Source organism: Acinetobacter sp. WC-141, from assembly GCF_000313935.1.
GTDB lineage: Bacteria > Pseudomonadota > Gammaproteobacteria > Pseudomonadales > Moraxellaceae > Acinetobacter.
The window spans coordinates 123,708-149,649 of the sequence record NZ_AMSS01000088.1 but is presented as its reverse complement, the minus strand read 5'-3'; the positions used below and the strand labels follow the sequence as shown (position 1 = coordinate 149,649).

Here is a 25,942-nt window from a genome sequence, read left to right as displayed (position 1 = left end):
TTATTGTTCATAAGATTTAATATCTAGATTTCTTATAATTCAGTTTTTAAAAAAATTAAAAAATCAATAAGGTATAAAGAAAGACTTAAAAGGTATCGATTCGCTAATTGATTGATAAGACAATTATTATTTTATTTAAGAAAGTATAGTGAGACTAAAAAGGAAGAGAAAGTTCTCTTCCTTTGGCTAGTTTTTAGGCTCGGGTGGCGTCAGTCCAAATTGTAAATAAGACTGATTAGTTGCAATACGTCCTCGAGCGGTACGCATAACATAACCTTGTTGAATTAAATAGGGTTCAATCACGTCTTCAAGTGTGCCACTATCTTCAGCCATTGCGGCTGCTAACGCTTCAACTCCTGCAGGACCACCATCAAAGCGCTCTAACAGCATACTCAAATAACGGCGGTCTAGAGTGTCTAAGCCTGCCTTATCAACATTGAGCATATCAAGAGCACGTTGCGCCATTTCGTGGGTCACTTCACCTGTACCTTTCACTTGTGCATAGTCACGCACACGTCGTAATAATCGATTGGCAATACGAGGTGTTCCACGTGCACGACGTGCAATTTCTTCTGCACCCTCAACTGTAGTTGGCACATTCATTAAGTTTGCAGAGCGTGACACAATATGAGTTAAGTCTTCTACAGAATAAAACTCAAGACGTTGCACAATACCGAAACGGTCACGTAGTGGTGATGTAAGCAAGCCCGCACGAGTCGTTGCAGCGACCAGTGTAAACGGTGGTAAATCTAGTTTAATTGAACGAGCAGCAGGACCTTCACCAATCATGATATCTAATTGGTAATCTTCCATTGCTGGGTACAAAATTTCTTCAATCACTGGAGAAAGACGGTGAATTTCATCAATGAACAAGACATCGCCTTCTTCAAGGTTGGTGAGCATTGCCGCTAAGTCGCCCGCACGCTCTAAAACTGGCCCTGAAGTAGATTTAAGATTACCGCCCATTTCACGCGCAATAATGTTGGCAAGTGTGGTTTTACCCAAGCCCGGTGGACCAAAAATTAGCGTGTGGTCGAGTGCTTCACCACGACCGCGAGCTGCGCCAATAAAAATTTCCATTTGCTCGCGTACTACAGGTTGTCCAATGTAGTCGGCAAGTGAAGTCGGTCGAATCGCCCGATCAAAATGATCTTCTGGTTTTTCTGCTCCACTGATTAAACGGTCTTGCATAAGTGTTTTACTTCATCATTGATTTTAGAGCAGCACGAATAATATCGGCTGATTCGGTGTAATCGGCTTTAACCGCAGCAACAGCTTTTTGTGCTTCAAGTGGCTTATAACCTAAAGATTGCAAAGCGGCTTCTGCTTCTGCTACAGGTGAGTTTGCAGCAAACTGAATTTGAGGCAGGGTAGCTGAAGTAGAAGTTCCTTGAGCCAATGTTTTGAAACGGTCACGAAGCTCAATCATTAAACGCTCGGCTGTTTTTTTGCCAACGCCCGGAACTTTGACTAACGTGTTGATATCGTCATGCTCAATCGTATGCACTAACAACTCAATGCTTAATGTCGACAAAATACCTAATGCCATTTTCGGACCGACACCATTTACTTTTAATAGGGTGCGGAAAATAGTTTTTTCTTGAGCATCACTAAAACCGTAGAGTTGCTGTGCATCTTCACGGACAACCAAATGCGTCCATAGCGTAACTTTCTGGCCTTTTTGTAATTGGCAAAATGTTGAAAGTGGCGTATCAATTTCATAACCCACACCATTTACATTTAGTAATACAGTAGGGGCTTCTAGGGCAAACACTTCGCCAATTAAACATCCGATCATAGAGTAGTTTCACTTATTCATAACTGTAAATCTGGTCGTTTTAACATTAATTGAAAACGACACTGGTTTTATTTCTTTCTATATTAAGCCAGCTTAAAACAAACCTATTTTATTACCTTGCAACTCTTGCGCCAAGCTATAAGCCTGATGATCTGAGAACTTACTGATAATATCGAGTACTTGCATAATATTGCTGTAGTGATTATTGCTAAAGTTAGCACCATATAGACTAAGGATAGACATTAAACGTTGTTCTTTAAAGCTTAAAGATTTATGTGGGGTAGTCAGCGGTACAAATGCATCCAAAATCGTTTGCAAACTTTGATGCGCAATAATTTCTAGCCCTGATTTTTGTGGATGTTCAAAAATTTTGTCTCGTGCCAGATTTTTGGCTGTTTCGATACCAACTGCAATATCGGGTGAACAATATTGTAAAAGGTTGCCTTTAAGCTGACCGGTAATGATTTCATAATGATGTTTAGCAAAGGCTGTGGTGACTTCATCAACTAGACGTTTCATGACACGACCACGTAGTGCCGAAATTTTTTGTTGCCACGTACTGTTCGGGTGTGACAATTCTTCGGGCTGCCCATAATCGGCAATAAGATTTAAGAAAATTGGTTCAACTTCTTGGTAAGTGAGCATATTTAAGATAATGCCATCTTCTAAATCAATTAAGGCATAGCAAATGTCATCAGCAGCTTCTAACAAGTAGGTCAGTGGGTGACGGCAGTAGTGATATTCACCTAACTGAATAAGCCCGAGCTGTTCAGCAATTTGTTTTAAAATTTCTTTTTCAGACTGATAGCACCCAAACTTTGCTCGTTGATGAGAAGGGCGATCACCTTGTGAAGCAATGGTTTTTGAAAGCCATGGATACTTTAAATAAGCCCCTAAGGTTGCATAGGTTAAGCGCATTCCTCCATCATTCGGATGATAATCAATACGACTTAATAAACGTAATCCTTGAGCATTACCCTCAAACTGGCGAACGTCTGCTTCTTCTTCTGGACTTAATTTTTTTAAAAAATCATTATGTGAAGCATCATCGAACCATTCTCGAATTGCATATTCACCCGCATGACCGAAAGGAGGGTTACCAATATCGTGAGCTAGACAGGCTGCTTGAATAATTGCACCAACATCGGCAGGAGAAATCCAGACAGGTAATTCATTTTTTATTTTTTCTGCTGCAAGCATGCCCATTGAGCGGCCAATGCAGGAAACTTCAAGTGAGTGAGTTAAACGGGTGTGAATGCCATCATGCTGTGCGAGTGGGTGAACTTGCGTCTTACGGTTTAGCTGACGAAAACTTTGAGAAAATATAATGCGATCATAATCTTTATGGAATGGGCTACGAGCCAGTTCTGTACTACTTTTTTTACTACCTAAACGAACTGCAGAAAGCAGCTCTAACCAACGCATTTGTTCCATTTATCATTATTCAAAACTATAAAACCTGATCATGCCAAAAAAAAGTTAAAAGCACTAGCATGGTGCGACATAGTTTGTCTTAGTTCAGGTTTTATTATGTTATTGACTAAACATGAAACAATTTATTTTTAGCCAGAATGCCTAAAAAAATGATTTTGAACAAAAAACTCATCACTTCTTGCAGAATTAGGTTACAGAATACTGATTCTACATCTAGCTGATTTTAGCAAGACGCAGTAGAATATGCGCTCTCTCTAAAGTCACATTGCGGTAAGGTTCACAAGACCTGCCCGTGGAGCCAAAATCAACATGTTTATCGTGGCCGGTGCAGCAGCACATTCTTCTTTTAAGAAAGCTCAACTATTAACACGTTTATCGTCAATTAGTTCTGTTCAATCTTTTGACAGCCAGTGGGTCTATTTGTTTGATCAAGCGCTCAACGAGCAGCAACATCAATCTGCTTTGCAATTATTAAATGACGGTGAGTCTTTTGAACTTCGTCAATCTGCAAGTGATGAGATTCAGATTTTAGTTACGCCACGTGTGGGTACTATTTCACCTTGGTCTTCTAAAGCAACTGATATTTTCAAGAACTGTAATACGCCAGTACATCGTTTAGAACGTGGTCTTTTGTTTACTTTAAAAGGTGTTTCTGAGATTTCTAATGAAGTTAAACAAGTACTTCATGATCGTATGACAGAAACAGTTTTTGCTCAAATTGATGATGCAAAAGCATTATTTTCAGAAACTGCTCCAAAACCATTAAATTCAATTGATATCTTGGGTCAAGGCAAAGAAGCTTTGGTTAAAGCAAACAATGAGTTCGGTTTTGCGTTGTCTGAACAAGAAATTGATTACTTAACTGAAGCATTCGGTAAGCTTGGTCGTAATCCAAATGACATCGAGTTGATGATGTTTGCACAAGCAAACTCTGAGCACTGTCGTCATAAAATCTTTGGATCTGAATGGACAATTGATGGTGAAAAACAACCATTATCATTGTTCCAGATGATTAAAAACACCTATAAAGAATCACCAACTGATGTTTTATCGGCATATAAAGATAATGCGTCAGTAATTGTAGGTTATGACACGATGCGTTTTTATCCGAAAGCGGATGAAAATGGTCACTTTGTTTATAAATATAAGAGCCAAGCTGCTCATATTTTAATGAAGGTTGAAACTCACAACCACCCAACAGCAATTTCTCCATTTGCTGGTGCTGCAACTGGTTCAGGCGGTGAAATCCGTGATGAAGGTGCAACAGGTCGTGGTGGTAAACCAAAAGCTGGTTTAACAGGTTTCACAGTTTCGAACTTAAACATTCCTGGTTTTGAACAACCTTGGGAAGAAAACTACGGTAAACCTTCACGTATGGCATCGCCATTACAAATCATGATTGAAGGTCCATTAGGTGGTGCGGCATTTAATAACGAATTTGGTCGTCCTGCGTTAAATGGTTATTTCCGTACTTTCGAACAGAATGTAAATGGTGAAGTGAAGGGCTTCCACAAGCCAATCATGATCGCTGGTGGTTACGGTAATATCCGTCCTGACCATGTAGAAAAAGATGCGATTCAACCAGGTGATTTACTCATTGTATTGGGTGGTCCTGCGATGTTAATCGGTCTTGGTGGCGGTGCAGCATCTTCTGTAGATAGCGGTACAATGGGTGAAAGCCTTGATTTCGCTTCAGTACAACGTGAAAACCCAGAAATGGAACGCCGTTGTCAAGAAGTGATCGATACTTGCTGGCGCTTAGAAGACTTCAACCCAATCGTTTCTGTACACGACGTTGGCGCGGGCGGTCTATCAAATGCTATGCCTGAACTTGTGAATGATCATGAGTTAGGTGCAGTTCTTAACCTTCGTAAGATTCCTTCATTAGAACCGGGCATGAGCCCAATGGAAATCTGGTCAAATGAAGCACAAGAGCGTTATGTTCTTGCTATTCGTCCAGAATCTTTAGAGCAGTTCGAAGCAATCTGTGCACGTGAACGTTGTCCGTTTGCAGTGTTGGGTGAAGCAACTGAAGCACGTCACTTAACAGTTGAAGATCCATTATTCCAAAATGATGCTGTTGATATCCCAATGCAGGTAATGCTTGGTGGTACACCACGCATGCAGCGTTCTTATGAAACTATTGAACGTAGTGGCGATGATTTTGATGCTTCAAAAGTTGATTTGAAAGATGCGATTTTCCGTGTATTGAAAAACCCGACAGTTGCATCTAAGTCATTTTTGATCACAATTGGCGACCGTTCAATTACAGGTATGGTTGCTCGTGATCAAATGGTTGGTCGTTGGCAGGTTCCTGTTGCAGATGCAGCAGTAACGACAACAAGTTTGCAAGGTTTCACTGGTGAAGCAATGGCAATGGGCGAACGTCCACCAGTTGCATTGTTAAATCCAGCAGCATCGGCTCGTTTGGCAGTTGCTGAAGCAATTACCAATATTGCATGTGCAAACATTGAACAAATTAGCGATATTAAACTTTCTGCAAACTGGATGGCTGCTGCTGGTCAAAAAGGTGAAGATCAAGCATTGTTTGAAGGCGTGAAAGCAATTGGTATGGAAATGTGTCCTGCTTTAGGAATTGCAATTCCGGTAGGTAAAGACTCACTTTCAATGCGCACGACTTGGAATGACAACGGCGAAGATAAAGCTGTAACTTCTCCAATGACGGGTGTAATCACTGCGTTTGCTCCAGTGACAGATGTTCGTAAGACCTTAACGCCTGAACTTAAGAATCTAGAAGATTCTGTACTTGTACGTATTGATTTATCTAAAGGTCAGTTCCGTCTAGGCGGTTCAATTCTTGCTCAAGTATATAAAGCAATCGGTTCAACCACTCCAGACGTTGATAGTTTTGATGACTTCAAAGCGTTCTTTGCTTTAATCCAAGACTGGAACAATCGTGGCTTGATTCAAGCTTACCATGACATCGGTGATGGTGGTTTATTAGCTTCTGTAGCTGAAATGATGTTTGCTGCACGTTTAGGTGTTGCGTTAGAAAACCAGACTACTGCAGGCTTATTTGCAGAAGAAATTGGTGCAGTACTTCAAATCAAAGCAACTGATTGGGAAGCTTTACAAGCAGAAATCGAAGCTTCTAGCTTAAAAGATGCAATTGCTGTAGTTGGTCGTGTAAATAACTCAGATCAATTGTCTGTAAATGGTTTAACTTTAGATCGTGCTGAATTACAACAAGCTTGGTCTGAGGTATCTCATCAGATCCAACGTCTACGTGATAACGTAGAAACTGCTGATCAGGAATTTTCATTAATTACTGATAATGCACACCAAGGTTTAATTGCTAAACCAACATTCGATTTGAATGAACCTATTGAAGCGCCGTTCATTAATACACGTCGTCCTAATATGGCGATCTTGCGTGAGCAAGGTGTAAATGGTCATATTGAAATGGCAGCAGCCTTTGATAAGGTTGGGTTCAATACTATTGATGTGCATATGAGTGATTTACTTGCTGGTCGCGTTAGCCTAAGTGATTTTGAAGGTTTAGTGACTTGTGGTGGTTTCTCTTACGGTGACGTAATGGGTGCTGGTGGTGGTTGGGCAAAATCAGTATTGTTCAACGCTAAATTACGTGATCAGTTTGAACAATTCTTCCATCGTGAAGATACGTTCAGCTTAGGTATCTGTAATGGTTGCCAAATGTTGTCACAATTAGCGCCACTTATTCCGGGTGCTGAACACTGGCCACGTTTCCACCGCAATATGTCAGAAGTTTTTGAAGCTCGTAGCGTAAACGTTCGTGTTGAAAAATCTGTTTCTGTATTACTTGATGGCATGGAAGGATCAATCTTACCGATTGCTGTAGCACATGGTGAAGGTCGTGCGGTTGCTAGTGAAAGTGCACTTGCTGGTTTAAATGCAGGTAACCAAGTTGTATTACGCTATGTTGATAGCCTTGGTAACCCGACTCAGCATTATCCATTGAACCCGAATGGCTCACCTGAAGCGATTACTGGTGTGACTTCTAAAGATGGTCGTGCAACGATTATGATGCCACACCCTGAGCGTACTTTCCGTGCGCTTCAGCATTCTTGGAAACCAGAAGAGTGGACTGAAGACGGTGCATGGTTACGTATGTTCCGTAATGCTCGTAAGTTTATTGGTTAATATAAAAATTGAAATAAGCCACCGTAAGGTGGCTTATTTGTATGTAGTACAATGTAAATAGAATAAATAGTAGAGAAGAAAAATGAAATCAAAAATCCATTTCCGTGAATTTGCATTGCTTATGGCCTTGCTTATGTCGATTGTTTCTTTTTCGATAGATGCAGTTTTGCCTGCTTTAGGCGAAATTGGACGTATTTTTGAATTAAAAAATAATAACCAGTCGCAGTGGGTCATTATTGGTATTTTTTCTGGCATGACCATTGGGCAGCTCATTGCGGGGCCTCTATCCGATGCGATTGGGCGTAAACGCATTTTATTCACAGGAATTATTATTTATTTTCTGGGAAGTTTATTGTGCTTTACAACACAAAGTTTTGAGTGGTTTTTAGTTGGACGCTTTATTCAAGGTATTGGTGTTTCAGGGCCTTATGTTGCTACTATTTCAATTGTTAGAGATAAATACAGCGGAGCTCAAATGGCTCGCATCATGTCTTTAATCATGATGGTATTTATGGTGGCTCCAGCAGTTGCACCGAGTCTAGGGCAACTCATTATTCATTTCTTTGGTTGGCGTGAGATCTTTGTTTTATATATGGTCTATGCCACAGTGATTGGAGCATGGGTTGCTTTACGATTAGAAGAAACCTTAATGCCTGAAAATCGCTTACCTATGCGGTTGCAAGCATTTCAAGAGGGCTTTAAAGAAGTTGTAAGTAATAAAACTACCATGAGCTATTTGCTATGTGCAGGTTTTTGCTTTGGTGGATTCATTGGTTATTTGGGAACTTCTCAACAAATCTTTATGCAGCAGTTTGGTAAAACAGGACAAGAATTTAGTGCTTATTTTGCTGTGCTTGCAGGTGTGATGGGAATCGCCTCATTTACAAACTCTAAAATTGTTATGAAGCTTGGTATGCGCCCAATCTGTATTTATGGCTTTTTAGGCTTATGTTTAATTTCTTTGATTTTCTTGGGAATTCAGCTTTTAGGCGTGGCTGTATCATTCTGGATGTTTATGCTTTATGCCTGTATTTTATTTTTATTATTTGGAACTCTATTTGGTAATTTAAACGCGATTGCGATGGAACCAATGGGACATGTCGCTGGAATGGCATCGGCTATTATTGGTGCAGCTTCCTCTGTCTTGTCACTTATTCTTGCCTCTATTATTGGGCAATTATATAACGGTACATTAATTCCAATGACTTGTGGTTTTGTCATTTTGTGTGGTTTAGCTTTCGCTATGACAATATATGAGAATAGATATTTAAAGAAATCGGACGCTTAAAATTATAGGGATGAAGATAAATCACTGAATTTTCAAATTTCTTCAAACTAATAGCTGCATATGGATTGTTGAAGCTCTTGAAGCATTTTAAAAAAACGTATAAGAGTATAGACAGCTTACTATTTAACCCCTTATGCTTTATTTGAGGTTGGTTCAATTTTTGCTTTCTCTGTAACAACGATAAAAAATCGGAGATCAAAATGATGAAAAATGAAAATCACATAAAAACGTTTTATAAAAAAGATATGGGCTGGCGTTTATTTGGCTTAGCGCTTGCGATTCAAATACTCTTTATTGGAGCAAATTATTTGGTAATGATGAGCTGACTTTGATTTTGAAGCTTTTTAAACGGTATGATTTAAAGCAAGTCCACTAGTTTTGAGTCATTTTGCTTATGTTAAAGCTGATTTATTACGTACCTGATTCACATCTTGAGTCGACTAAACAAGCCATTTTCTCTGCTGGTGCAGGTGGCATTGGTAATTATGAACACTGCGCATGGCAAGTGAAAGGAATAGGGCAGTTTAAGCCAGTTAAAGGCGCAGATCCTTATATCGGAGAACTAGGTGAACTTGAACAAGTCGAAGAATGGCGTGTGGAAACAATCGTGATTGAAGAAAATGCCAAGGCCGTAGCGAAAGCACTAAAGGCAAGCCATCCTTATGAAGAGCCTGCCTTTGAGTTTATTCAAATCATAGAAATTGATTTTAATTAAACTGAGAAAAATCCGGTTTGCGTTTTTGCATAAATGCTTGCACTGCTTCTAGCATTTCAGGTGAGTGAACGCGTTGCATAAAGATTTCAGCTTCATGATCAATACATTCAATAATCTGTTCTAAATTATGCTTCATAAGCGCTTTGGTTTGTTTTAACGATGCAAGTGGTAAAGCTGCTAAATGCTGAGCTGTTGCCTGAGCAGAGGCATAAGCATCTTCAACGACTTCATTAACTAACCCAGCTTGTACCGCGGTTTCTGCATTGAACTTTTTCGCAGTAAATAGAAGTTCAGCTGCTTTGTGATAACCCGCTTGTTGAATGAGTAATTGACTTGCACCACCTTCTGGAGAAAGGCCAAGACTTACAAATGGAATTTGGAAAAGGGCGGTGTTGTCAGCAAAAACTAAATCTGCGTGTAATAAAATCGTAACGCCAATTCCAATTGCCACACCTTTTACTGCAATAATAAGTGGCTTTGATAATTTGGCAGCCGCTTTAAGTAAAACGAATGGCGGAACTTCTCCGGCTGGACCTATGTTAGGATTTTGTACAAAACCCATAAAATCTTTCATGTCATTGCCAGCGGTAAAATCTTGCTCTACACCACGTAGAATGACTACTCGAACATCTTTATTAAGGTCGGCTTCATCTAGTGCTTGAGCAATCCATAAATAAAGTTCGCCATAGAGTGCATTTTTTGCATCTGGGCGATTTATGGCTAAGGTGAGTACGCCACCTTCTAAATTTGCGTGTAAATGTTGATGAGGTTGTTGAATACAGCTAAGTGTCATCGTACTATCCTTGCTTTAAACCACGTTGTTAATTTTTAGGTTCTCATTATGGCGCATATTTTTTGCAATGAGCGTTACTGATGAGTTCATAAAAAGTGAAAATCTAATTATGTATAAATTTGACTATCTCGTTTTTATAGGGCGTTTTCAACCATTTCATTTGGCTCATATGCAGACAATTGAAATTGCGTTACAACAAAGCCATTATGTAGTTTTAGCCTTAGGCTCTGCTCAAATGGAACGTAATATTAAGAATCCATTCTTAGCAGTAGAGCGCGAGCAAATGATCTTGTCAAATTTTTCATTGGAAGAACAAAAGCGGATTCTTTTTGTACATGTAGTGGATGTTTATAACGACGAAAAGTGGGTAAAACAAGTCAAAACTTTAGTGAATGGTGTGATTGAACCCAACTCAAAAGTTGGTTTGATTGGGCATTTCAAAGATGAGTCTTCCTATTATTTGAGACTATTTCCTGAATGGATTATGGTTGAGCTTGATAGCTTAAAAGATTCAATTTCGGCAACGCCAATGCGAGAAGCTTATTATCGGGGGGAAATCCAAACAGAATTTTTCCCTGTAGGAACCATTCGATTTTTAGATGAATTTAAAAAAACACGTACTTATCAGCAACTACAGCAAAGATTTGAAGAAGATGACCGTTCTAATCTCGATGAGATTTGAATTAATCTACATCCATTAAGCATCTGCCCAAAAAATAATTCGGTTGGAAAAAGGATCAGTGATACTGAGTTCAAGTGTTTCCCAGTCGGTTTTTTCAATCTGAGGTTTAGAAAATTTATATTCCTTTTCACTCAATTCACTATGCAGCTCATAAATAGGTTCCCAATAAATACGAATTGCGCTATGGGGGCTCGCATCTCCAAAATGTTCAGATAAATGAATGACACAATCATCTTTGGAAATTTGTAAATATAACGGAAAGTTCTCTTCAAATTGATGTTGCCAATCAAGCTGAAAACCTAAGAAATCAAGATAAAATGATTGAGCTAAATCAACATCAAAAATTCTTAAAATTGGAGTGATTGAACCAGATTGCATCATTTTTCCTTTTAACGCGTACCAAATTGTTGAGTCCAATAACTCTTTTGCTTTACAGACTGATCAGAAGCACAAGCGATTGCGTAAGTTGTAAATTTTGGATTCATTAGATTACTACAATGTAGAGGGCTCGACAGCCATTTAGACATAACTTGCCCTAAAGTTTTCTGGCCACTAGCGACATTTTCACCATTGGCTTTACCGAGTGTATTATAAAGTTTCAAGCGTGATTTTAAGTCTAGACCCATTGAGCCAACATGTCCGAGAAAGTTATGTGCTGCCATATCTTGGCTATGAGAAAGTGCACCTTTATATAAATTGTTACTCCAACTTAGTGGTTTGGTTGCAGGGAAATACTGCTGACCACATTGGCGTGATTGCTGTCGGATTTGATTAATTGTGTTTAGTACAGCTTGTTGGTAGGCTGAATTTTGTAAATCTTGGCAGCTTATTTCATTGGAGTTTTTTTGAATTTGAGCAATTGATGGGGTGCTATCAGTGGGTATTACTAATGTATTTGCACTACATGCACCCATAAAAAGAGTAGCAGGCAGTAAAGAGCAGGTTTTGAGTAGACTCATATCAATGCCATAAAATAATTATTCTAATATTTTTATGATACGCCAAAGTCAAATTGTTGGGTAATAGTTTGCAAACAAAAAAGCGAGCAAGAAACTCGCTTTTTTGTTTGTTAAGTTTATGAAGCCGTTTGGAGGGTTTTTAAGTCTTCTAGAACTTGTTCTGCATGCCCAGCAGCTTTAACTTTGCGATAGCTTTTAACTAAAGTTTTGTTATGGAAAATAAAAGTAGAGCGTTCAATACCCATTACTTTTTTCCCATACATATTTTTTTCTTTAATTACATCGAAGTGCTGACACAATACTTCGTCTTTATCACTAATTAGATCAATCGTAAGCGCTTGCTTTTCAGTAAAGTTTTGATGTGCTTTTACTGAGTCACGTGAAATACCATAAATACGCGTACCTAAAGCATCAAACTGATCTTTCAAACAAGAAAAACCAACTGCTTGGGTTGTACATCCTGGAGTTGAATCTTTAGGGTAGAAGTAAATGATTAACCATTCATTTTCAACCTCATTCAAGTTCACTTCACCTTGCGTTGTTGGGAACACCTGATTTGGTAATTGGATATTCTCAGTCATTTCTCATCCTTCAAAAAGCTAAATTTGATCTAATTCAAGTGGTAAAAAAGCATATTCCTCATGATAAACAATATCGAGCTTTCTTACAGGAATTGGTTTGTTAAAAATTGGTCCGTCAATCACAGTTGTATGAAATTCACCGCCTTCACCACATGGATCAATGCCACGGTTTTCAAGCTCTCGGATATATTCTAAAGTTAAGGTTTTACCTAAATCTTCAATTGTCATTCCTAGTTTTAAGTTTACTGTCACAATGACACTACGGAAACCAAGATTGATAAATTCTTCAACAACCTCACGGTGTGGACGGAGCCAAAGAGGCATTCCTAATTGAAGACCCACTTGTTGAGTAATTCGATCATGCCAACACCCATGTTCAGGCATATCTAGATCACCTGTAACAAGTACCTCGGCACCTTGTTGTTTTGCCTGAATGAGTAATTCAATAAATTTAGCTTCATAGTCATTCCAGCTTGATGAAGCCCTAAATATGGGTAGGCCGACTGCTTCAGCTTGAGCTTGAATAATATCAAGTGGCATAGCATGCGAACGAGAGCGTTGGCCTTGTTCTTCAAGCATGATAATGAGTCCACTCACCGTGCCAGTTTTCATTGCATGGTAAAGTGCAAGGGAGCTGTCTTTACCACCACTGAATGAGACAATAGACGTTTTGTTTATTGCATTGGTTTTCCATTGTTCTTGCATGGTTTATTTCGAATGAATTGGTCAAATCGATATTATTTTAACAGAGCTACAAAAAAGCCTGCATAAATGCAGGCTTAATTTGGAATAACTAAAAATTATTTTTTAGGAGCTTGTTGTTGAGCTGCTTTCATTGCATCTTCAGTTAATTTTTCAAGCTTAGTTGTTAACTGAGGACCGAAACATGCTTTAAGATCACGGTTTTGTTGTTGTACAAATCCTAGAGAGCTTGGGCTTTTCTTCGCATTGATCGCACTTTGGATTTCCCATTTTTGTGCTTCAGTCACTTTACCTTGTGCTTCAACTTGGCAACTACAGAATTTGCTCACTTCAGATGAGCTTAGTTTGCCACCTTTAGCTGTTTGATCTTTACAAACGTTAACTAATGCACCTTTAACGTTAGTACTTTTATATGCTGCTTGAACTGGGTTTTCGGCAGCATGTGCTGCACCAGCCATAAGAGCAACTGTTGAAAACAAAGATGAAAGAATAAGATTTGATTTTAACAACTTCATAAATTTTACCTACTTATTACGGTATATAGCGTGTTGGGTCGGCAACACCAGCCTCGATAAAGCCTTCTTTACGCAAACGGCAACTGTCACATTTGCCACACGCACGTCCTTGAGCATCTGCTTGATAGCAAGATACCGTTTGACTATAGTCTACGCCATGTTCAATCCCTAAACGTATGATATTCGCTTTGGATAAATGTAACAGGGGTGTTTCAAACTTAAGTGGTTTTCCTTCTACGCCAGCTTTAGTTGCTAAGCGTGCCATATTGGCAAAAGCATCAATAAATTCAGGACGACAATCAGGATATCCTGAATAATCAACAGCATTGATACCAATAACAATCGCTTCGGCATTAAATACTTCGGCTGCCGCTAGAGCATAAGAGAGGAAAATAGTGTTACGCGCTGGTACATAAGTTACAGGAATACCTTCTTGTAACTGTTCTGGTACGGCAATGTTGTGATCTGTAAGTGCAGATCCACCTAAATTAGCCAAATCGATATTAATTACACGATGCTCAACCCCTGCACGTTGAGTTAATGCTTTTGCTGCATCAAGTTCAGTGGTTGAGCGTTGACCATACATAAAACTAATAGCAATACATTCATAGCGTGCTTGTGCCCAAGCTAGGCAAGTGGTTGAGTCTAAGCCGCCTGAAAGTAAAACAATGGCACGAGGGCGCATATTTTTCTCCATATTCGGAATAATTTATTTTATTGAATGATTAACGTCCTGATTCATCGTTCCAGAGCAGTTTATGTAACTGGAGCTGGAAGCGAACAAGGAGTTTATCATCAAGTATCCACTGTGCCAGATCACGTGCTAAACGCGGCAGGCCAACAGCACCTTTTTCAACTGCAAAGGCAGGGGAGAACCAAACGGTACTGACTTTTTTATGCAGTTGATATTTTTCAACTTGTTGCTTTGACCATTCATAATCTTTGCGATTACAAATGACAAATTTAATTTGGTCATGTGCAGTCAAATGATCAAGATTACTGATGAGGTTGCGATGTTCTTCACCAGAAGTTGGAGTTTTTAAATCGAGAACTTTAGAAACACGCGAATCTACTTTTGAGACATCGAGCGCGCCACTGGTTTCCAAAGAAACATCAAAGCCTGCTTCACATAGACGTTGTAATAAAATCAAACAGTTTGGCTGTGCAAGAGGTTCGCCACCCGTTACACAAATATAAGGCGTTTGAAATTGGGTAGCTGTTTCAATGATATGTTCAAGTGAAAAGCGTTCACCACCTTCAAAAGAATAAGTGGTATCACAATAGCTACAACGTAGCGGACAGCCTGTTAGACGGATAAATACAGTCGGTAGGCCAGAGGCGTTTGCTTCACCCTGCAACGAGTAAAAAATCTCGGTAATGCGTAAACCGGACGCAGGGTCTGAGACAGGAATTGCAGAGGAACGTAAGGAAGCCATTCTAGAAATACCACACTATATAAAAAATAAAATCTCTACGATCAGTGTTGACCGTAGAGATGTTTGATCAAACTGAAATTAGTCAGCGCGTAACAAATCGTTCAAACTAGTTTTTGCACGTGTCTGTGCATCAACTTTTTTCACAATGATTGCAGCGTATAAGCTGTATTTACCATCAGCAGAAGGTAGGCTACCTGCTACAACAACTGAACCTGCTGGAACACGACCATAATGGATTTCGCCAGTTTCACGGTCATAAATCTTAGTTGATTGACCAATGAAAACGCCCATTGAAATTACTGAGCCTTCTTCAACAATCACGCCTTCAACGATTTCTGAACGCGCACCAATAAAGCAGTTGTCTTCAATAATAGTTGGATTCGCTTGTAATGGCTCTAAAACACCACCGATACCTACACCACCAGACAAGTGAACATTTTTACCAATTTGTGCACATGAACCTACAGTTGCCCATGTATCAACCATTGTGCCTTCATCTACATAAGCGCCAATGTTGACATAAGATGGCATTAACACTACGTTTTTAGCTTGGAAGCTACCACGACGTGCCACAGCAGGAGGAACAACACGAACACCTGCAGCTTTAAATTGTTCTTCAGTCCAACCAGAGAATTTAGTTTCAACTTTGTCGTAGAAACGAAGATCACATGACTCGATTGGCTTATTGTCATTGAGTTTAAATGATAATAAAACAGCTTTTTTTAACCATTGATGAACAACCCATTCACCATTGATTTTTTCAGCAACTCGAAGTGTACCGTTATCTAAACCAGCAATTGCTTCTTCAACAGCTTGGCGGATTTCGCTTGGGCAATCTGCTGCAGTAAAATTTGCGCGGTCTTCAAATGCTTGCTCAATGATCGTAGAAAGCTGAGACATGATCTTCCTTCCATAAAAAATTTTAAAGATTTTACACTAATTTGTGACAAGAATCTTTGAAAAAACGTGTTACGTTTAATTGAGGATATAAATAGGTTAAATCAAAATAAGCTTATTAGATAATCAAGTGTTTTTTACACAAAAATGATTTGAAAATAAAAATTTAACTCAATTTGTATCAAAAAATAACAGAAATCTAGCACTTTTTGTATAAAAAAGACACTAAGCTCTCTTTATTATGATTTCAGTCACAAGATGAATAAATTAAAAACAGAGCCTTTTGAGGAGAAAACTATGAAAGCATTACGTGTATTAGTAACAACAACAGCTTTATTCGCTGCTGGTGCTGTAATGGCAGATGAAGCTGTTGTTCATGACAGCTACGCATTTGACAAAAACCAATTAATTCCTGTGGGGGCGCGTGCTGAGGTAGGTACAACTGGTTACGGCGGTGCTTTATTGTGGCAAGCAAACCCATATGTAGGTTTGGCACTTGGTTATAATGGTGGTGACATTTCTTGGTCTGATGATGTGAAAGTCAACGGCTCAACTTATGACATCGACATGGATAACAACAATATTTATTTAAATGCCGAAATTCGTCCATGGGGTGCAAGTACTAACCGTTGGGCTCAAGGCTTATATGTAGCAGCTGGTGCAGCATACCTTGATAATGACTATGATTTGACTCGTAATGTTGATGCAACTCGTTCATTCCGTGTCAATAATCAAGACTTTATTGCGGGTGCCGATGGTGTAAAAATTAATGGTCAGATGTCTTACAAAAATGATATCGCTCCATACTTAGGTTTTGGTTTTGCACCTAAGATCAATAAAAACTGGGGTGTTTTCGGTGAGGTCGGTGCTTACTATACTGGGAATCCATCCGTAAAACTTGTTTCAACAGGTTCAGCAGTTACAACTGGTGATCAATCGCTTGAAGAAGCAGTAAATGCAGAAGCGCGTAAAATCGCGAATGACGATAAATACCAATGGTTACCAGTTGGTAAAGTTGGTGTGAACTTCTACTGGTAAGATCTTAAAAAAAAACGAGCTACGGCTCGTTTTTTTTACGTCTAATAAAATAAAAGAGCTAAAAAGCTCTTTTATTTATTTTTAATCTTTATTCATCTGGGTAAGCAATTTTCTTAAGTGCTTTAATATCAGCATCAGGTGAGCATAAAGAAATAAACTCGTAACCATAGCCGCGTAGTAAATGGCCTTTACGAACCGCAATCCATGTTGTATTGACACCAAAAATATCAGTTTTAGTTTGTTTTAAGCGATGATCACGTTCTGTGTCATAGGCCACATCATTGACAATCCCAACGCCCATGCCGAGCTCGACATAAGTCTTGATCACATCCGCATCAAGAGCTGACATTACAATATCGGCATCAAGTTGAGCTTCTTCAAAGGCTTTGTCAATTTTAGATCGACCTGTAAAACCGCCATGATAAGTAATAAGTGGATAGTCCGCTAAAAGTTCAAGCGTAATCTTTTCTGCCTGCACTAAAGGATGATTTTGCGGTGTAATAATACTGTGTTGCCATTGATAGTAAGGAATACTTGCTAGATTTTCTTCAGTTGTTAAAGACTCTGTCGCAATTCCGATATCTGCTTCACCTTGTAAGAGCATTTCTGAAATTTCAACAGGGCTAGCTTGTTGTAAAATTAAATGAACTTTAGGAAATAACTTCTTAAATTGATTGACGATCGGAGGCAGTACATAACGTGCCTGAGTATGGGTAGTCGCGATCGTTAATGTTCCTTCATCAACTTTATTAAAGTCTTCTGCAAGGCGTTTAATATTTTCAGCATCAACTAACATGCGTTCAACGATGCCAAGAAGAGATTGTCCTGGTTCGGTTAAACCTAAAAGACGTTTACCTTTTCGTATAAAAAGTTGTACACCTAGCTCATCTTCTAAATCTTTAATATGCTTACTTACACCCGATTGAGACGTGTAGAGTGCAGCCGATGCTTCGGTTAAGTTAAAGTTTTGGCGTACAGTTTCTCGGATAATTCTTAATTGTTGAAAGTTCATTAACTCTTTTCCTCAAAAGAGGTGAGGACGGGCTTTAGTTCCGCCAGATATTTCCTCACCAAATATATTTCTTAAGCAACTTGATCTGCAAATAAGTGCAGTTGAGATGCACTCACCCAAACAGTTTGATTTGGTTTAAACGCATGTAATTTTGCAGCTTCATTGCTCAGAGCAATCTCAATTAAACGTCCATTACGGTCTTGTAATTCCGCCACAACTTTTCCAGCAATCCAGATTTCACGTACAAACGTCGCTTCAATCGTATTCGCTTGCGGTTGCGAGTGAATATGTAACTCATCTGGACGGGCAAAAGCAATCACTTTTCCTTGAGGCGCTTCAACTAACGTTGGTAATTGAATACGGTCATTGCCAATACGGATAATACCGTCTGTGTTTTCACCTTCAAAACGATTTGCCTGACCCAAGAAATCAAATACAAATGGTGTTGATGGTTTTTCATAAACTTCACGCGGTGAACCGATCTGCTCGACATTACCTTTATTCATGACAATAATCTGATCTGCAACTTCAAGTGCTTCTTCTTGATCGTGGGTCACAAAAATTGAAGTGATATGCAATTCATCGTGCAAGTTACGTAACCAGCGACGTAACTCCTTACGGACTTTGGCATCTAGAGCACCAAATGGTTCATCAAGTAATAATACTCGTGGTTCGACTGCCAAAGCACGGGCTAAAGCAATACGCTGACGTTGTCCGCCCGAGAGCTGAGCAGGGTAGCGATCTGCCAAAAATCCAAGTTGAACTAGATCAAGTAAACGAGTAACACGTTTTTTAATTTCAGCTTCTGAAGGACGTGTTGCACGAGGACGAACACGTAATCCAAAGGCAATATTGTCAAACACAGTCATGTGACGAAATAAAGCATAGTGCTGAAATACAAAGCCGACCTGACGCTCACGCACATGTACATTGGTTGCATCTTCACCTTCAAGTAACACTTGACCGCCATCAGCTGATTCTAGACCTGCAATAATTCGAAGTAGGGTTGTTTTACCGCAACCAGATGGGCCGAGTAGGGCAACCAGTTCACCTTCCGGAAAATCTAGCGAAATATTTTTAAGCGCATGGAATGCACCAAAGTGTTTTTCAATATTTTTAACTTGAATACTCATGATTTCATTCCTTACGAATCAGTTGAATGCGGTTCTGGTTTGTCTTGATGTAGTTCTAACCACGTTTTCAATATCAGTGTTAATAGGGCTAAGAAAGCAAGTAATGAGGACACGGCAAACGCTGCGCTAAAGGTGTACTCGTTATATAAAATTTCGACATGAAGTGGCAGGGTATTGGTTTCACCGCGGATGTGGCCGGAAACTACCGATACTGCACCAAATTCACCCATTGCGCGGGCATTACACAGAATCACGCCGTAAATCAAACCCCATTTAATGTTTGGAAGTGTCACTTTCCAAAAGGTTTGCCATCCTGATGCACCGAGTACAATTGCTGCTTCTTCCTCTTCAGTTCCTTGAGCTTCCATGAGTGGAATTAATTCACGTGCTACAAAGGGAACCGTAATAAAGATAGTGGCTAAAACAATTCCAGGCACGGCATATAAAATCTTAATGTCGTGGTCCATTAACCAGCCGCCTAACCAACCTTGTGCGCCAAAAATCAATACGATCATTAAGCCTGCAATAACAGGTGAAACCGAAAAAGGCATATCAATGATAGTGGTTAAAATTGCCTTACCTTTAAACTGGAACTTAGAAACCGCCCAAGCTGCAGCCACACCAAATATCACGTTAATCGGAACTGCAATTGCTGCGGTGAGTAATGTTAACTTCACTGCTGATAATGTATCTGGATCAATCAAAGCCTGAACATAGACTTCAAGTCCCTGTTTAAATGCTTCAACGAAAACCAAAATAAGTGGCAACATCAGGCAGCTGAGAAAGAAAATCAGTGCAATGGTAATTAGGGTATAACGTACCCAAGTCGGCTCACGTGTCGCGTCACGAGATTGCAATTTCAAGGCAAGTGCATTGCTGTCTGTATGTAGGTTCATGTGACATTTCTCCCTGTACGACGGTTCGCCCACGCTTGAAGTAAATTAATGGCAAATAAAATAATGAAAGAGAGAACTAACATGACCGCAGCAATAGTGGTTGCACCTGCGTAATCATATTCTTCAAGGCGTGAAATGATCATAAGTGGCGCAATTTCTGTTTTAAATGGCTGGTTACCCGCAATAAAAATAACCGAACCATATTCACCCACGCCGCGGGCAAATGCTAAAGCAAAACCTGTGAATAGAGCCGGTAGTAATATCGGTAAAATAATTTTAGTAATAGTTTGCCAGCGATTCGCGCCAAGTGCCGAAGCTGCTTCTTCAAGCTCGGTTTCAATATCACTAAGTACAGGTTGTACTGTTCTTACAATGAATGGAATACCAATGAAAACCAATGCCAATGTAATACCAATTGGACTATATGCGACCTGAATGCCCAAGGGTTCTAAATATTGACCAAGCCAGCCAGTAGGGGCATAGAGCGAAGTCAGTGCAATACCTGCAACTGCGGTTGGAAGGGCAAAAGGTAGATCAACTAATGCATCAACCAGACGTTTTCCAGGAAAGTTATAGCGTACAAGGCACCAAGCCAGAAGTAGGCCAAACACAACATTAATAAAGGCTGCTATTAAAGCTGAACTAAAACTGAGTTGAAGCGATTTTAAAATACGCTCAGACGTTAAAATTTCCCATAACCCGTCCCATCCGATTCCAAATGATTTGATAAAGACTGCGGCTAATGGAATAAGCACAATAAAAGATACATAGGCGAGGGTGAAGCCCAAAGATAGACCAAACCCAGGCAGCACTCGGGATCGCTGCGACATGATATTTCCTCAAAGAGAAAAGCCTGCTGAAACCAGTAAGCGAATAAATAAAGATAAACGGTGCAATATAAGGATGGGTATTAAGCAAATTTCAAAGAGAAATGAGTCTTTACCGGGTCGATAGATGAGTGACTACACATCGAATCTTCTGGAATCAAATAATTCAGCAAATCCGGAAACGGTCCAAAACCTGAGGCAACATTAATATGGCCGACTTCACCAAGGTTAACCGGATTTAATTTCCATGCATTCGCAAGTTGTAAAGCATCAAAAAAACCGAGCCATGGATCATTTTCACTAATGAGAAGAGATGTTGGCACATCAATCTTTAACTGATGAAAATACTCTTTGAAGTCGGTCAAACTATGTCGAGCAAATCCTGCTTCCCCAAAGCGTGCTGGATTTGCTGGAGCGACTAAAATAAGTTTCTTAACTCGGTTTTTTAACTCTGGATACTCTGCTAGAGCAGCCACACTTGTTAAGCAACCAAAGCTATGAGCAACAATTTGTATAGGAGCTGGCGCTACTTGAACTGTTTTAACGAATTGCTCAACCCATTCGCTTAATACGGGTCTATCCCAGTTTTTTTGCTCAACACGAGAACTAGACACGAGTTTACGCTGCAACCAAGATTGCCAATGCTGTTGTTCACTTCCACCTACACCCGGAACAATTACAGTGTGAATCATGTCTGTTCTCCTTATCTTTAGTACAAAGAATTACTTCTCTGCACTATTGATTTTCACGATTTGATCGAAAACACCACCATTGTCGAAGTGTTGTTTTTGTACCTTCGTCCAACCACCAAACTCTTTGTCGATCGTAACGAGTTTCAATGGCTTAAATACATTGCTGTATTTCTTAAGAACGGCTGCATTACGCGGGCGGTAGAAGTTACGTGCTGCAATTTCTTGGCCAGCTGGTGAATACAAGTAGTTGAGATAGCCTTTAGCAATGGTTAAGTTGCCTTTTTTAGTTGCATTCTTTTCTACAATTGCGACTGGAGGTTCGGCCAAAATTGAAAGAGACGGGGTAATAATTTCGAATTTGCCTGGTTGTTCACGAAGAGCTAAATGAGCCTCATTTTCCCAAGCCAGTAATACGTCACCAATGCCACGTTCAGCAAAAGTTGTGGTTGCGCCACGAGCACCAGAATCTAGAACTTTAGTATGTTTATAAATTTGACGAACATACTCTTGTGCTTTTGCATCATTGCCACCTGGTTGATGTTTTGCCCAAGCCCACGCTGCTAGATAATTCCAACGGGCACCACCTGAGGTTTTCGGGTTTGGCGTAATAATTTCTACGCCTGGTTTGATTAAATCAGCCCAGTCTTTAATTTGCTTTGGATTACCTTTACGCACTAAAAACACAATTGTTGAAGTGTATGGGGTAGAGTTCTGTGGCAGTTTTTTCTGCCAGTCAGCTGGAAGTAATTTTGCTTTTTCCGCAATTTCGTCAATATCAGCCGCAAGTGCTAATGTCACTACATCTGCATTGAGGCCATCAATCACTGCACGCGCCTGTTTGCCAGAACCGCCGTGTGATTGTTTGAACTCAATATCTTGACCAGTACGTTGTTTCCAGTAAGTACCGAACTGTTTATTGAAATCTGTATATAACTCACGAGTAGGGTCGTAAGAAACGTTTAAAAATTCTTGAGCTGCAAATGATGAAACAGATAGAAGTGCAGCGATAACCCCGACTTTTAATTGAGAAAAACGCATGAGATAAGTCCTCAAAAAATATGAAATGTTCAAAACATGAACGCAGAATAGCGCTAGTCTTTATTCTAAAAAAATAATAAAAAACGAATTTAATATGAAAAAAATAGAAATAGTAAAAAGAGATAAGTAATTCTTAAATCTTGATATATAACAAGTTTCAAAAGTAGATACGAAATCGGTATAATTTTTTAAAATCAGTCATTTATTATTTAAATGAAAGGTGTTGTATTGTTGGGTGGTTTTTAGCAAAGGGTGAATTAAACATGTGGTGTTTTAAAAATGGGCAACCTGTTGAAACCATTCCTTTACTGGATCGAGCATTTCATTATGGGGATGGATGCTTTACCACAATTCGTGTTTTTGAAAATAAAATTGAGCTTCAAGAAAGACATTGGGAGCGTCTAAAACTTGCATGTCAAAAACTGTCTTTAACTGCGGATTTTGAATTAATAGAGCAGAGCTTACAACAACTACAAAAGCAGAACCTCGTGCTGAACGGCACTTTAAAAATTGTGATTAGTCGTGGGATAGGTGACCGTGGTTATAGTTTGCCAAAGCATGACGCCGATATTTATATCTGGTTTTATCCGAAAGCTTTAGAGCAATTTCAGCCAGACTTTATCCAGTGCGGAGTTTTAAATCAGGCTTTAGGTTTAACCATGCCGAGCTTGGTCGGGCTTAAATCTTTAAACCGTCTTGAACAAGTAGTGCTAAAAAAAGAAGCAGATCAACTAGGGTGGGCTGAAGCATTAGTTACTGATGTACAAGGTTATATTGTTGAAGGAGTCAGCAGTAATTGTTTTATTCGCTTAAATGATAGATGGATTACTCCGGAACTTCGCTATAATGGCGTCCACGGTGTAATGCGGGCAGAAATTCTGGCGCGTATGCAGCACCATGGTATTGCCTGTGAAGTACGTGTAATTGAGTTGGATGAAGTATCTGAAATACAAAGTCTATTCTTTTGTAATGCTTTAAACCCTATGCGAGTAGTCACTCATTTAGGTGAGAAAACGCTAGAAACACAGGCATGCATAGATTTATTTCATATCCTTAACTTAAATCAGATTCATTAATATGCCGAAGCCACCTGTGAATGCGAAAGCAAAAAACGCCAAGAAAAATAACAAAAAACAAGCTCCAAAATTTTCTAAGCGATTGGTTCTAATTGGCCTTTTTATTATTTTAATTTCTACTTTTGCCATTTTATGGTCGAGTCTATTTAAAGCTTATCCTATTGAAGGCAAAAAACAGATGTTATCCATTACATCTGGTGAAACCTATTCTGGTTTTATTGATCGTTTGGCGAAAGAAGGCAAAATTAGCTTTCCAGTGGTATTAAAGCTTTATCAGAAGTTTATGATTCATGACAGTATGAAAGCTGGTGTGTATGAAATTGAACAGGGAATGAGTGTAAGAGAAGTATTAGAAATGCTATCTGATGCAGATAATGCTCAGATGAACCGTGTCTTGGTCATTGAAGGTACAACTTTTAAACAGCTTATTACTGCACTCAAAAATGATAAAAACGTAAAAAATACAATATTAGATTTACCAGATGATCAGCTGATGAAGGCGCTTGGGATTCCTTATGGGCATCCTGAAGGTTTGTTCGCACCTAATACTTATTTCTTTGCCAAAGGTGAAACAGATAAGAAAATTCTTACCGATTTATACCACCGTCAAATGAAAGCTCTAGATGCAGCTTGGGCAAATCGTGCACCGAATTTACCTTATAAAGATAAATATGAAGCATTAATTATGGCTTCTATTGTTGAGAAAGAAACAAGTTTAGACAGTGAACTTACACAAGTTTCAGGCGTTTTTGTTCGTCGTTTAAAAATTGGTATGCGTTTACAAACGGATCCAACTGTTATTTACGGTATGGGTAATAATTATAAAGGCAATATTACTCGAGAAGACCTCCGTACCCCAACTGCATATAATACTTATACTATTAATGGCTTACCGCCAACGCCAATTGCTTTACCAAGCCAAAAAGCAATTGAAGCAGCGTTACACCCAGATGACTCAAATAACATCTATTTTGTAGCGACTGGCAATGGTGGGCATAAATTTACGGCAAGCTTGCAAGCGCATAATCAAGCGGTGCAAGAGTACTTATCCGTGTTGAGATCGAAGAAATAAGGAAAAGAGATGTTTATTAGCTTTGAAGGCACGGAAGGGGTAGGTAAAACTACACTCATTCGAAAAATTCATCAGTATTTTGAAGAGCAAGGTAAACAAGTTGTTTTAACACGTGAACCGGGGGGTACGCCGTTAGCAGAACAAATACGTTCTATGCTTTTGGCAGTGAACCATGACGAAAATATGAGTCATGATACAGAGTTGCTACTCATTTATGCGGCACGTGCTCAACACTTACAACAGGTCATTTTGCCAGCTCTAGAATCTAATAAAATTGTATTAAGCGATCGTTTTACTGATGCAAGTTTTGCTTATCAATGTTCTGGTCGTGGTTTAAGCCAACATAAATTACAGCTTTTAAATCAGAACTTTGTTTTACGCATGCCAGAGGTGACTTTCTGGTTAGATGCCCCGATTGAACTCGGGATGGACCGTGCACGTGAACGCGGAGCTTTAGATCGTTTTGAACAAGAAAAGTTAAGTTTTTTTACTAAGGTTCGTGAAGGTTATGAAACCTTGTGGAAAGCTGAACCGGAGCGTATTAAGCGATTAGATGCAACACAAAGTCCTGATCAGGTATTTGAGCAAGCTTTGCAATATTTAGGCTAAGTAATTGGGTGAGCCACTCTCATATTTTACGGGAGTGGTGAAAAATGACGTTAATTCTGATTTAAAACGTCATAGAAAATATCTGTTATTTTCTTATGCTATCTTACATATGATTTATAGATTGAAGAATAACAAGGATGAAAAGCTCAAAAGAAGAAATCGTGGCATTTCTTGAAAAGGAATTTCCACCAAGTCTTGAACATTGCACGATTGAATCAGTCACACCCAAAGCAGCGGTTGTTTATTATCATGTCGATCAAAGACATCAACGTCCTGGTGGCACCATATCTGGTCCAACCATGATGACTTTGGCAGACTTTGCTTTATATATTGCGATATTAGGGGAAATCGGTATTGTTGGTTTAGCTGTAACCACCAACTTTAATATTAATTTTTTAAGAAAACCTGCTGGTGATCAAGACTTACGTAGTGAATGTAAGCTCATGAAAGTAGGAAAGAGTTTAGTGGTGGGTGAGGTTTGGATTTATTCGGTCGGTTTGGATGAACCTGTTGCGCATGTGACCGCGACTTATTCAATTCCACCTAGACCATAAATATCAAAGCAAATAAAAAAGCACAGTCTGAACTGTGCTTTTTTATAGAAAA

The 25,942-nt window shown here is 39.3% G+C and carries 28 protein-coding genes; 10 read left to right on the top strand and 18 right to left on the bottom strand.

The window, feature by feature from the left end:
- Positions 1–186: 186 nt before the first annotated feature.
- From ruvB to ACINWC141_RS17930, 3 genes are all read right to left on the bottom strand, one after another.
- Complete coding sequence (gene ruvB / locus ACINWC141_RS17940) at positions 187–1,191, bottom strand: Holliday junction branch migration DNA helicase RuvB (RefSeq protein WP_009393711.1); 1,005 nt, start codon at positions 1,189–1,191, stop codon at positions 187–189.
- A gap of 7 nt (positions 1,192–1,198) precedes the next feature.
- Entirely contained in the window at positions 1,199–1,798 is a 600-nt protein-coding gene (gene ruvA / locus ACINWC141_RS17935) for a Holliday junction branch migration protein RuvA (RefSeq protein ID WP_009393659.1), read from the bottom strand.
- A 93-nt stretch (positions 1,799–1,891) separates the two neighbouring features.
- On the bottom strand, positions 1,892–3,232 hold the full coding sequence (locus ACINWC141_RS17930; RefSeq protein WP_009393671.1) for a deoxyguanosinetriphosphate triphosphohydrolase: 1,341 nt from the start codon (positions 3,230–3,232) through the stop codon (positions 1,892–1,894).
- 309 nt (positions 3,233–3,541) lie between these two features.
- Here ACINWC141_RS17930 and purL point away from each other — a divergent pair, with 309 nt between their 5' ends.
- The 4 genes from purL (at position 3,542) to ACINWC141_RS17915 (ending at position 9,378) form a co-directional block, all read left to right on the top strand.
- Positions 3,542–7,375: a phosphoribosylformylglycinamidine synthase gene (purL, locus tag ACINWC141_RS17925; RefSeq protein ID WP_009393558.1), complete on the top strand. Its 3,834-nt coding sequence runs from the start codon at positions 3,542–3,544 to the stop codon at positions 7,373–7,375.
- Between the two features lie 82 nt (positions 7,376–7,457).
- Entirely contained in the window at positions 7,458–8,663 is a 1,206-nt protein-coding gene (locus ACINWC141_RS17920) for a multidrug effflux MFS transporter (RefSeq protein ID WP_009393728.1), read from the top strand.
- Positions 8,664–8,863: 200 nt separating this feature from the next.
- Positions 8,864–8,989, top strand: a complete 126-nt coding sequence (locus tag ACINWC141_RS20635) for a KGW motif small protein (RefSeq protein ID WP_005307535.1) — start codon at positions 8,864–8,866, stop codon at positions 8,987–8,989.
- A 68-nt stretch (positions 8,990–9,057) separates the two neighbouring features.
- Entirely contained in the window at positions 9,058–9,378 is a 321-nt protein-coding gene (locus tag ACINWC141_RS17915) for a YqfO family protein (RefSeq protein WP_009393705.1), read from the top strand.
- Here the strand turns inward: ACINWC141_RS17915 and ACINWC141_RS17910 are convergent.
- A complete protein-coding gene (locus ACINWC141_RS17910) occupies positions 9,371–10,171 on the bottom strand; it encodes an enoyl-CoA hydratase-related protein (RefSeq protein ID WP_009393496.1) in 801 nt (266 codons plus the stop codon). The genes ACINWC141_RS17915 and ACINWC141_RS17910 overlap by 8 nt on opposite strands.
- 109 nt (positions 10,172–10,280) lie before the next feature.
- Between ACINWC141_RS17910 and ACINWC141_RS17905 the strand changes: the two genes are divergently transcribed.
- A complete protein-coding gene (locus ACINWC141_RS17905) occupies positions 10,281–10,853 on the top strand; it encodes a nicotinate-nicotinamide nucleotide adenylyltransferase (RefSeq protein ID WP_081400213.1) in 573 nt (190 codons plus the stop codon).
- Positions 10,854–10,868: 15 nt separating this feature from the next.
- Here the strand turns inward: ACINWC141_RS17905 and ACINWC141_RS17900 are convergent, their stop codons facing one another.
- The 8 genes from ACINWC141_RS17900 to dapD form a co-directional block, all read right to left on the bottom strand.
- Entirely contained in the window at positions 10,869–11,231 is a 363-nt protein-coding gene (locus ACINWC141_RS17900; RefSeq protein ID WP_009393633.1) for a glyoxalase superfamily protein, read from the bottom strand.
- A gap of 11 nt (positions 11,232–11,242) precedes the next feature.
- Positions 11,243–11,812 carry a CAP domain-containing protein gene (locus ACINWC141_RS17895; protein WP_009393513.1) on the bottom strand — a complete coding sequence of 190 codons (570 nt, stop codon included), beginning with the start codon at positions 11,810–11,812 and terminating at the stop codon, positions 11,243–11,245.
- Between the two features lie 116 nt (positions 11,813–11,928).
- Complete coding sequence (locus tag ACINWC141_RS17890; protein ID WP_009393569.1) at positions 11,929–12,393, bottom strand: peroxiredoxin; 465 nt, start codon at positions 12,391–12,393, stop codon at positions 11,929–11,931.
- 18 nt (positions 12,394–12,411) lie between these two features.
- Complete coding sequence (locus ACINWC141_RS17885) at positions 12,412–13,098, bottom strand: Dph6-related ATP pyrophosphatase (protein ID WP_009393696.1); 687 nt, start codon at positions 13,096–13,098, stop codon at positions 12,412–12,414.
- Positions 13,099–13,193: 95 nt separating this feature from the next.
- A complete protein-coding gene (locus ACINWC141_RS17880; RefSeq protein ID WP_003650267.1) occupies positions 13,194–13,610 on the bottom strand; it encodes a hypothetical protein in 417 nt (138 codons plus the stop codon).
- 16 nt (positions 13,611–13,626) lie between these two features.
- Positions 13,627–14,295: a 7-cyano-7-deazaguanine synthase QueC gene (queC, locus tag ACINWC141_RS17875; protein ID WP_004643680.1), complete on the bottom strand. Its 669-nt coding sequence runs from the start codon at positions 14,293–14,295 to the stop codon at positions 13,627–13,629.
- 40 nt (positions 14,296–14,335) lie between these two features.
- Positions 14,336–15,046: a 7-carboxy-7-deazaguanine synthase QueE gene (gene queE / locus ACINWC141_RS17870; protein ID WP_009393676.1), complete on the bottom strand. Its 711-nt coding sequence runs from the start codon at positions 15,044–15,046 to the stop codon at positions 14,336–14,338.
- 78 nt (positions 15,047–15,124) lie between these two features.
- Positions 15,125–15,946 (bottom strand): 2,3,4,5-tetrahydropyridine-2,6-dicarboxylate N-succinyltransferase, encoded by an 822-nt coding sequence (dapD, locus tag ACINWC141_RS17865; protein ID WP_009393559.1) that lies wholly within the window; start codon positions 15,944–15,946, stop codon positions 15,125–15,127.
- A 294-nt stretch (positions 15,947–16,240) separates the two neighbouring features.
- Between dapD and carO the strand changes: the two genes are divergently transcribed.
- Positions 16,241–16,981 (top strand): ornithine uptake porin CarO type 3, encoded by a 741-nt coding sequence (gene carO, locus ACINWC141_RS17860; protein ID WP_009393424.1) that lies wholly within the window; start codon positions 16,241–16,243, stop codon positions 16,979–16,981.
- An 88-nt stretch (positions 16,982–17,069) separates the two neighbouring features.
- On the opposite strand, the gene ACINWC141_RS17855 is transcribed toward carO, so the two are convergent.
- The 6 genes from ACINWC141_RS17855 to ACINWC141_RS17830 form a co-directional block, all read right to left on the bottom strand.
- Positions 17,070–17,993, bottom strand: a complete 924-nt coding sequence (locus ACINWC141_RS17855; RefSeq protein ID WP_009393590.1) for a CysB family HTH-type transcriptional regulator — start codon at positions 17,991–17,993, stop codon at positions 17,070–17,072.
- Positions 17,994–18,064: 71 nt separating this feature from the next.
- Positions 18,065–19,126, bottom strand: coding sequence for a sulfate/molybdate ABC transporter ATP-binding protein (locus ACINWC141_RS17850; protein WP_009393420.1), 1,062 nt, complete (start codon positions 19,124–19,126; stop codon positions 18,065–18,067).
- Positions 19,127–19,137: 11 nt separating this feature from the next.
- Positions 19,138–20,022: a sulfate ABC transporter permease subunit CysW gene (cysW, locus tag ACINWC141_RS17845; protein ID WP_009393600.1), complete on the bottom strand. Its 885-nt coding sequence runs from the start codon at positions 20,020–20,022 to the stop codon at positions 19,138–19,140.
- Positions 20,019–20,852: a sulfate ABC transporter permease subunit CysT gene (gene cysT, locus ACINWC141_RS17840; RefSeq protein WP_034679088.1), complete on the bottom strand. Its 834-nt coding sequence runs from the start codon at positions 20,850–20,852 to the stop codon at positions 20,019–20,021. The genes cysW and cysT overlap by 4 nt, the downstream gene beginning before the upstream one ends.
- A gap of 80 nt (positions 20,853–20,932) precedes the next feature.
- On the bottom strand, positions 20,933–21,541 hold the full coding sequence (locus tag ACINWC141_RS17835) for an alpha/beta hydrolase (RefSeq protein ID WP_009393545.1): 609 nt from the start codon (positions 21,539–21,541) through the stop codon (positions 20,933–20,935).
- Positions 21,542–21,571: 30 nt separating this feature from the next.
- On the bottom strand, positions 21,572–22,579 hold the full coding sequence (locus ACINWC141_RS17830) for a sulfate ABC transporter substrate-binding protein (protein ID WP_009393632.1): 1,008 nt from the start codon (positions 22,577–22,579) through the stop codon (positions 21,572–21,574).
- A gap of 263 nt (positions 22,580–22,842) precedes the next feature.
- Here ACINWC141_RS17830 and pabC point away from each other — a divergent pair, with 263 nt between their 5' ends.
- The 4 genes from pabC to ACINWC141_RS17810 all read left to right on the top strand — a co-directional run bounded on the left by pabC (position 22,843) and on the right by ACINWC141_RS17810 (position 25,890).
- Complete coding sequence (gene pabC / locus ACINWC141_RS17825) at positions 22,843–23,655, top strand: aminodeoxychorismate lyase (RefSeq protein ID WP_009393629.1); 813 nt, start codon at positions 22,843–22,845, stop codon at positions 23,653–23,655.
- A 1-nt stretch (position 23,656) separates the two neighbouring features.
- Positions 23,657–24,727: an endolytic transglycosylase MltG gene (gene mltG / locus ACINWC141_RS17820; protein WP_009393661.1), complete on the top strand. Its 1,071-nt coding sequence runs from the start codon at positions 23,657–23,659 to the stop codon at positions 24,725–24,727.
- 9 nt (positions 24,728–24,736) lie between these two features.
- Positions 24,737–25,336: a dTMP kinase gene (gene tmk / locus ACINWC141_RS17815; protein WP_009393551.1), complete on the top strand. Its 600-nt coding sequence runs from the start codon at positions 24,737–24,739 to the stop codon at positions 25,334–25,336.
- 137 nt (positions 25,337–25,473) lie between these two features.
- Complete coding sequence (locus tag ACINWC141_RS17810; protein WP_009393656.1) at positions 25,474–25,890, top strand: PaaI family thioesterase; 417 nt, start codon at positions 25,474–25,476, stop codon at positions 25,888–25,890.
- Positions 25,891–25,942: the final 52 nt, after the last annotated feature.

Excerpts from the sequence above, each read along its gene's own strand:
- ACINWC141_RS17930 (WP_009393671.1), bottom strand. The coding sequence starts at position 3,232 with ATGGAACAAATGCGTTGGTTAGAGCTGCTTTCTGCAGTTCGTTTAGGT.
- ACINWC141_RS17910 (WP_009393496.1), bottom strand. The coding sequence starts at position 10,171 with ATGACACTTAGCTGTATTCAACAACCTCATCAACATTTACACGCAAAT.
- ACINWC141_RS17835 (WP_009393545.1), bottom strand. The coding sequence starts at position 21,541 with ATGATTCACACTGTAATTGTTCCGGGTGTAGGTGGAAGTGAACAACAG.
- ACINWC141_RS17850 (WP_009393420.1), bottom strand. The coding sequence starts at position 19,126 with ATGAGTATTCAAGTTAAAAATATTGAAAAACACTTTGGTGCATTCCAT.
- tmk (WP_009393551.1), top strand. The coding sequence starts at position 24,737 with ATGTTTATTAGCTTTGAAGGCACGGAAGGGGTAGGTAAAACTACACTC.
- ACINWC141_RS17895 (WP_009393513.1), bottom strand. The coding sequence starts at position 11,812 with ATGAGTCTACTCAAAACCTGCTCTTTACTGCCTGCTACTCTTTTTATG.
- ACINWC141_RS17890 (WP_009393569.1), bottom strand. The coding sequence starts at position 12,393 with ATGACTGAGAATATCCAATTACCAAATCAGGTGTTCCCAACAACGCAA.
- cysT (WP_034679088.1), bottom strand. The coding sequence starts at position 20,852 with ATGTCGCAGCGATCCCGAGTGCTGCCTGGGTTTGGTCTATCTTTGGGC.
- queC (WP_004643680.1), bottom strand. The coding sequence starts at position 14,295 with ATGCGCCCTCGTGCCATTGTTTTACTTTCAGGCGGCTTAGACTCAACC.
- ACINWC141_RS20635 (WP_005307535.1), top strand. The coding sequence starts at position 8,864 with ATGATGAAAAATGAAAATCACATAAAAACGTTTTATAAAAAAGATATG.
- ACINWC141_RS17830 (WP_009393632.1), bottom strand. The coding sequence starts at position 22,579 with ATGCGTTTTTCTCAATTAAAAGTCGGGGTTATCGCTGCACTTCTATCT.
- ACINWC141_RS17920 (WP_009393728.1), top strand. The coding sequence starts at position 7,458 with ATGAAATCAAAAATCCATTTCCGTGAATTTGCATTGCTTATGGCCTTG.
- ACINWC141_RS17915 (WP_009393705.1), top strand. The coding sequence starts at position 9,058 with ATGTTAAAGCTGATTTATTACGTACCTGATTCACATCTTGAGTCGACT.
- carO (WP_009393424.1), top strand. The coding sequence starts at position 16,241 with ATGAAAGCATTACGTGTATTAGTAACAACAACAGCTTTATTCGCTGCT.
- cysW (WP_009393600.1), bottom strand. The coding sequence starts at position 20,022 with ATGAACCTACATACAGACAGCAATGCACTTGCCTTGAAATTGCAATCT.
- ACINWC141_RS17855 (WP_009393590.1), bottom strand. The coding sequence starts at position 17,993 with ATGAACTTTCAACAATTAAGAATTATCCGAGAAACTGTACGCCAAAAC.
- ACINWC141_RS17900 (WP_009393633.1), bottom strand. The coding sequence starts at position 11,231 with ATGCAATCTGGTTCAATCACTCCAATTTTAAGAATTTTTGATGTTGAT.
- pabC (WP_009393629.1), top strand. The coding sequence starts at position 22,843 with ATGTGGTGTTTTAAAAATGGGCAACCTGTTGAAACCATTCCTTTACTG.
- dapD (WP_009393559.1), bottom strand. The coding sequence starts at position 15,946 with ATGTCTCAGCTTTCTACGATCATTGAGCAAGCATTTGAAGACCGCGCA.
- queE (WP_009393676.1), bottom strand. The coding sequence starts at position 15,046 with ATGGCTTCCTTACGTTCCTCTGCAATTCCTGTCTCAGACCCTGCGTCC.
- mltG (WP_009393661.1), top strand. The coding sequence starts at position 23,657 with ATGCCGAAGCCACCTGTGAATGCGAAAGCAAAAAACGCCAAGAAAAAT.
- ACINWC141_RS17885 (WP_009393696.1), bottom strand. The coding sequence starts at position 13,098 with ATGCAAGAACAATGGAAAACCAATGCAATAAACAAAACGTCTATTGTC.
- ruvA (WP_009393659.1), bottom strand. The coding sequence starts at position 1,798 with ATGATCGGATGTTTAATTGGCGAAGTGTTTGCCCTAGAAGCCCCTACT.
- ACINWC141_RS17880 (WP_003650267.1), bottom strand. The coding sequence starts at position 13,610 with ATGAAGTTGTTAAAATCAAATCTTATTCTTTCATCTTTGTTTTCAACA.
- ACINWC141_RS17905 (WP_081400213.1), top strand. The coding sequence starts at position 10,281 with ATGTATAAATTTGACTATCTCGTTTTTATAGGGCGTTTTCAACCATTT.
- purL (WP_009393558.1), top strand. The coding sequence starts at position 3,542 with ATGTTTATCGTGGCCGGTGCAGCAGCACATTCTTCTTTTAAGAAAGCT.
- ACINWC141_RS17810 (WP_009393656.1), top strand. The coding sequence starts at position 25,474 with ATGAAAAGCTCAAAAGAAGAAATCGTGGCATTTCTTGAAAAGGAATTT.
- ruvB (WP_009393711.1), bottom strand. The coding sequence starts at position 1,191 with ATGCAAGACCGTTTAATCAGTGGAGCAGAAAAACCAGAAGATCATTTT.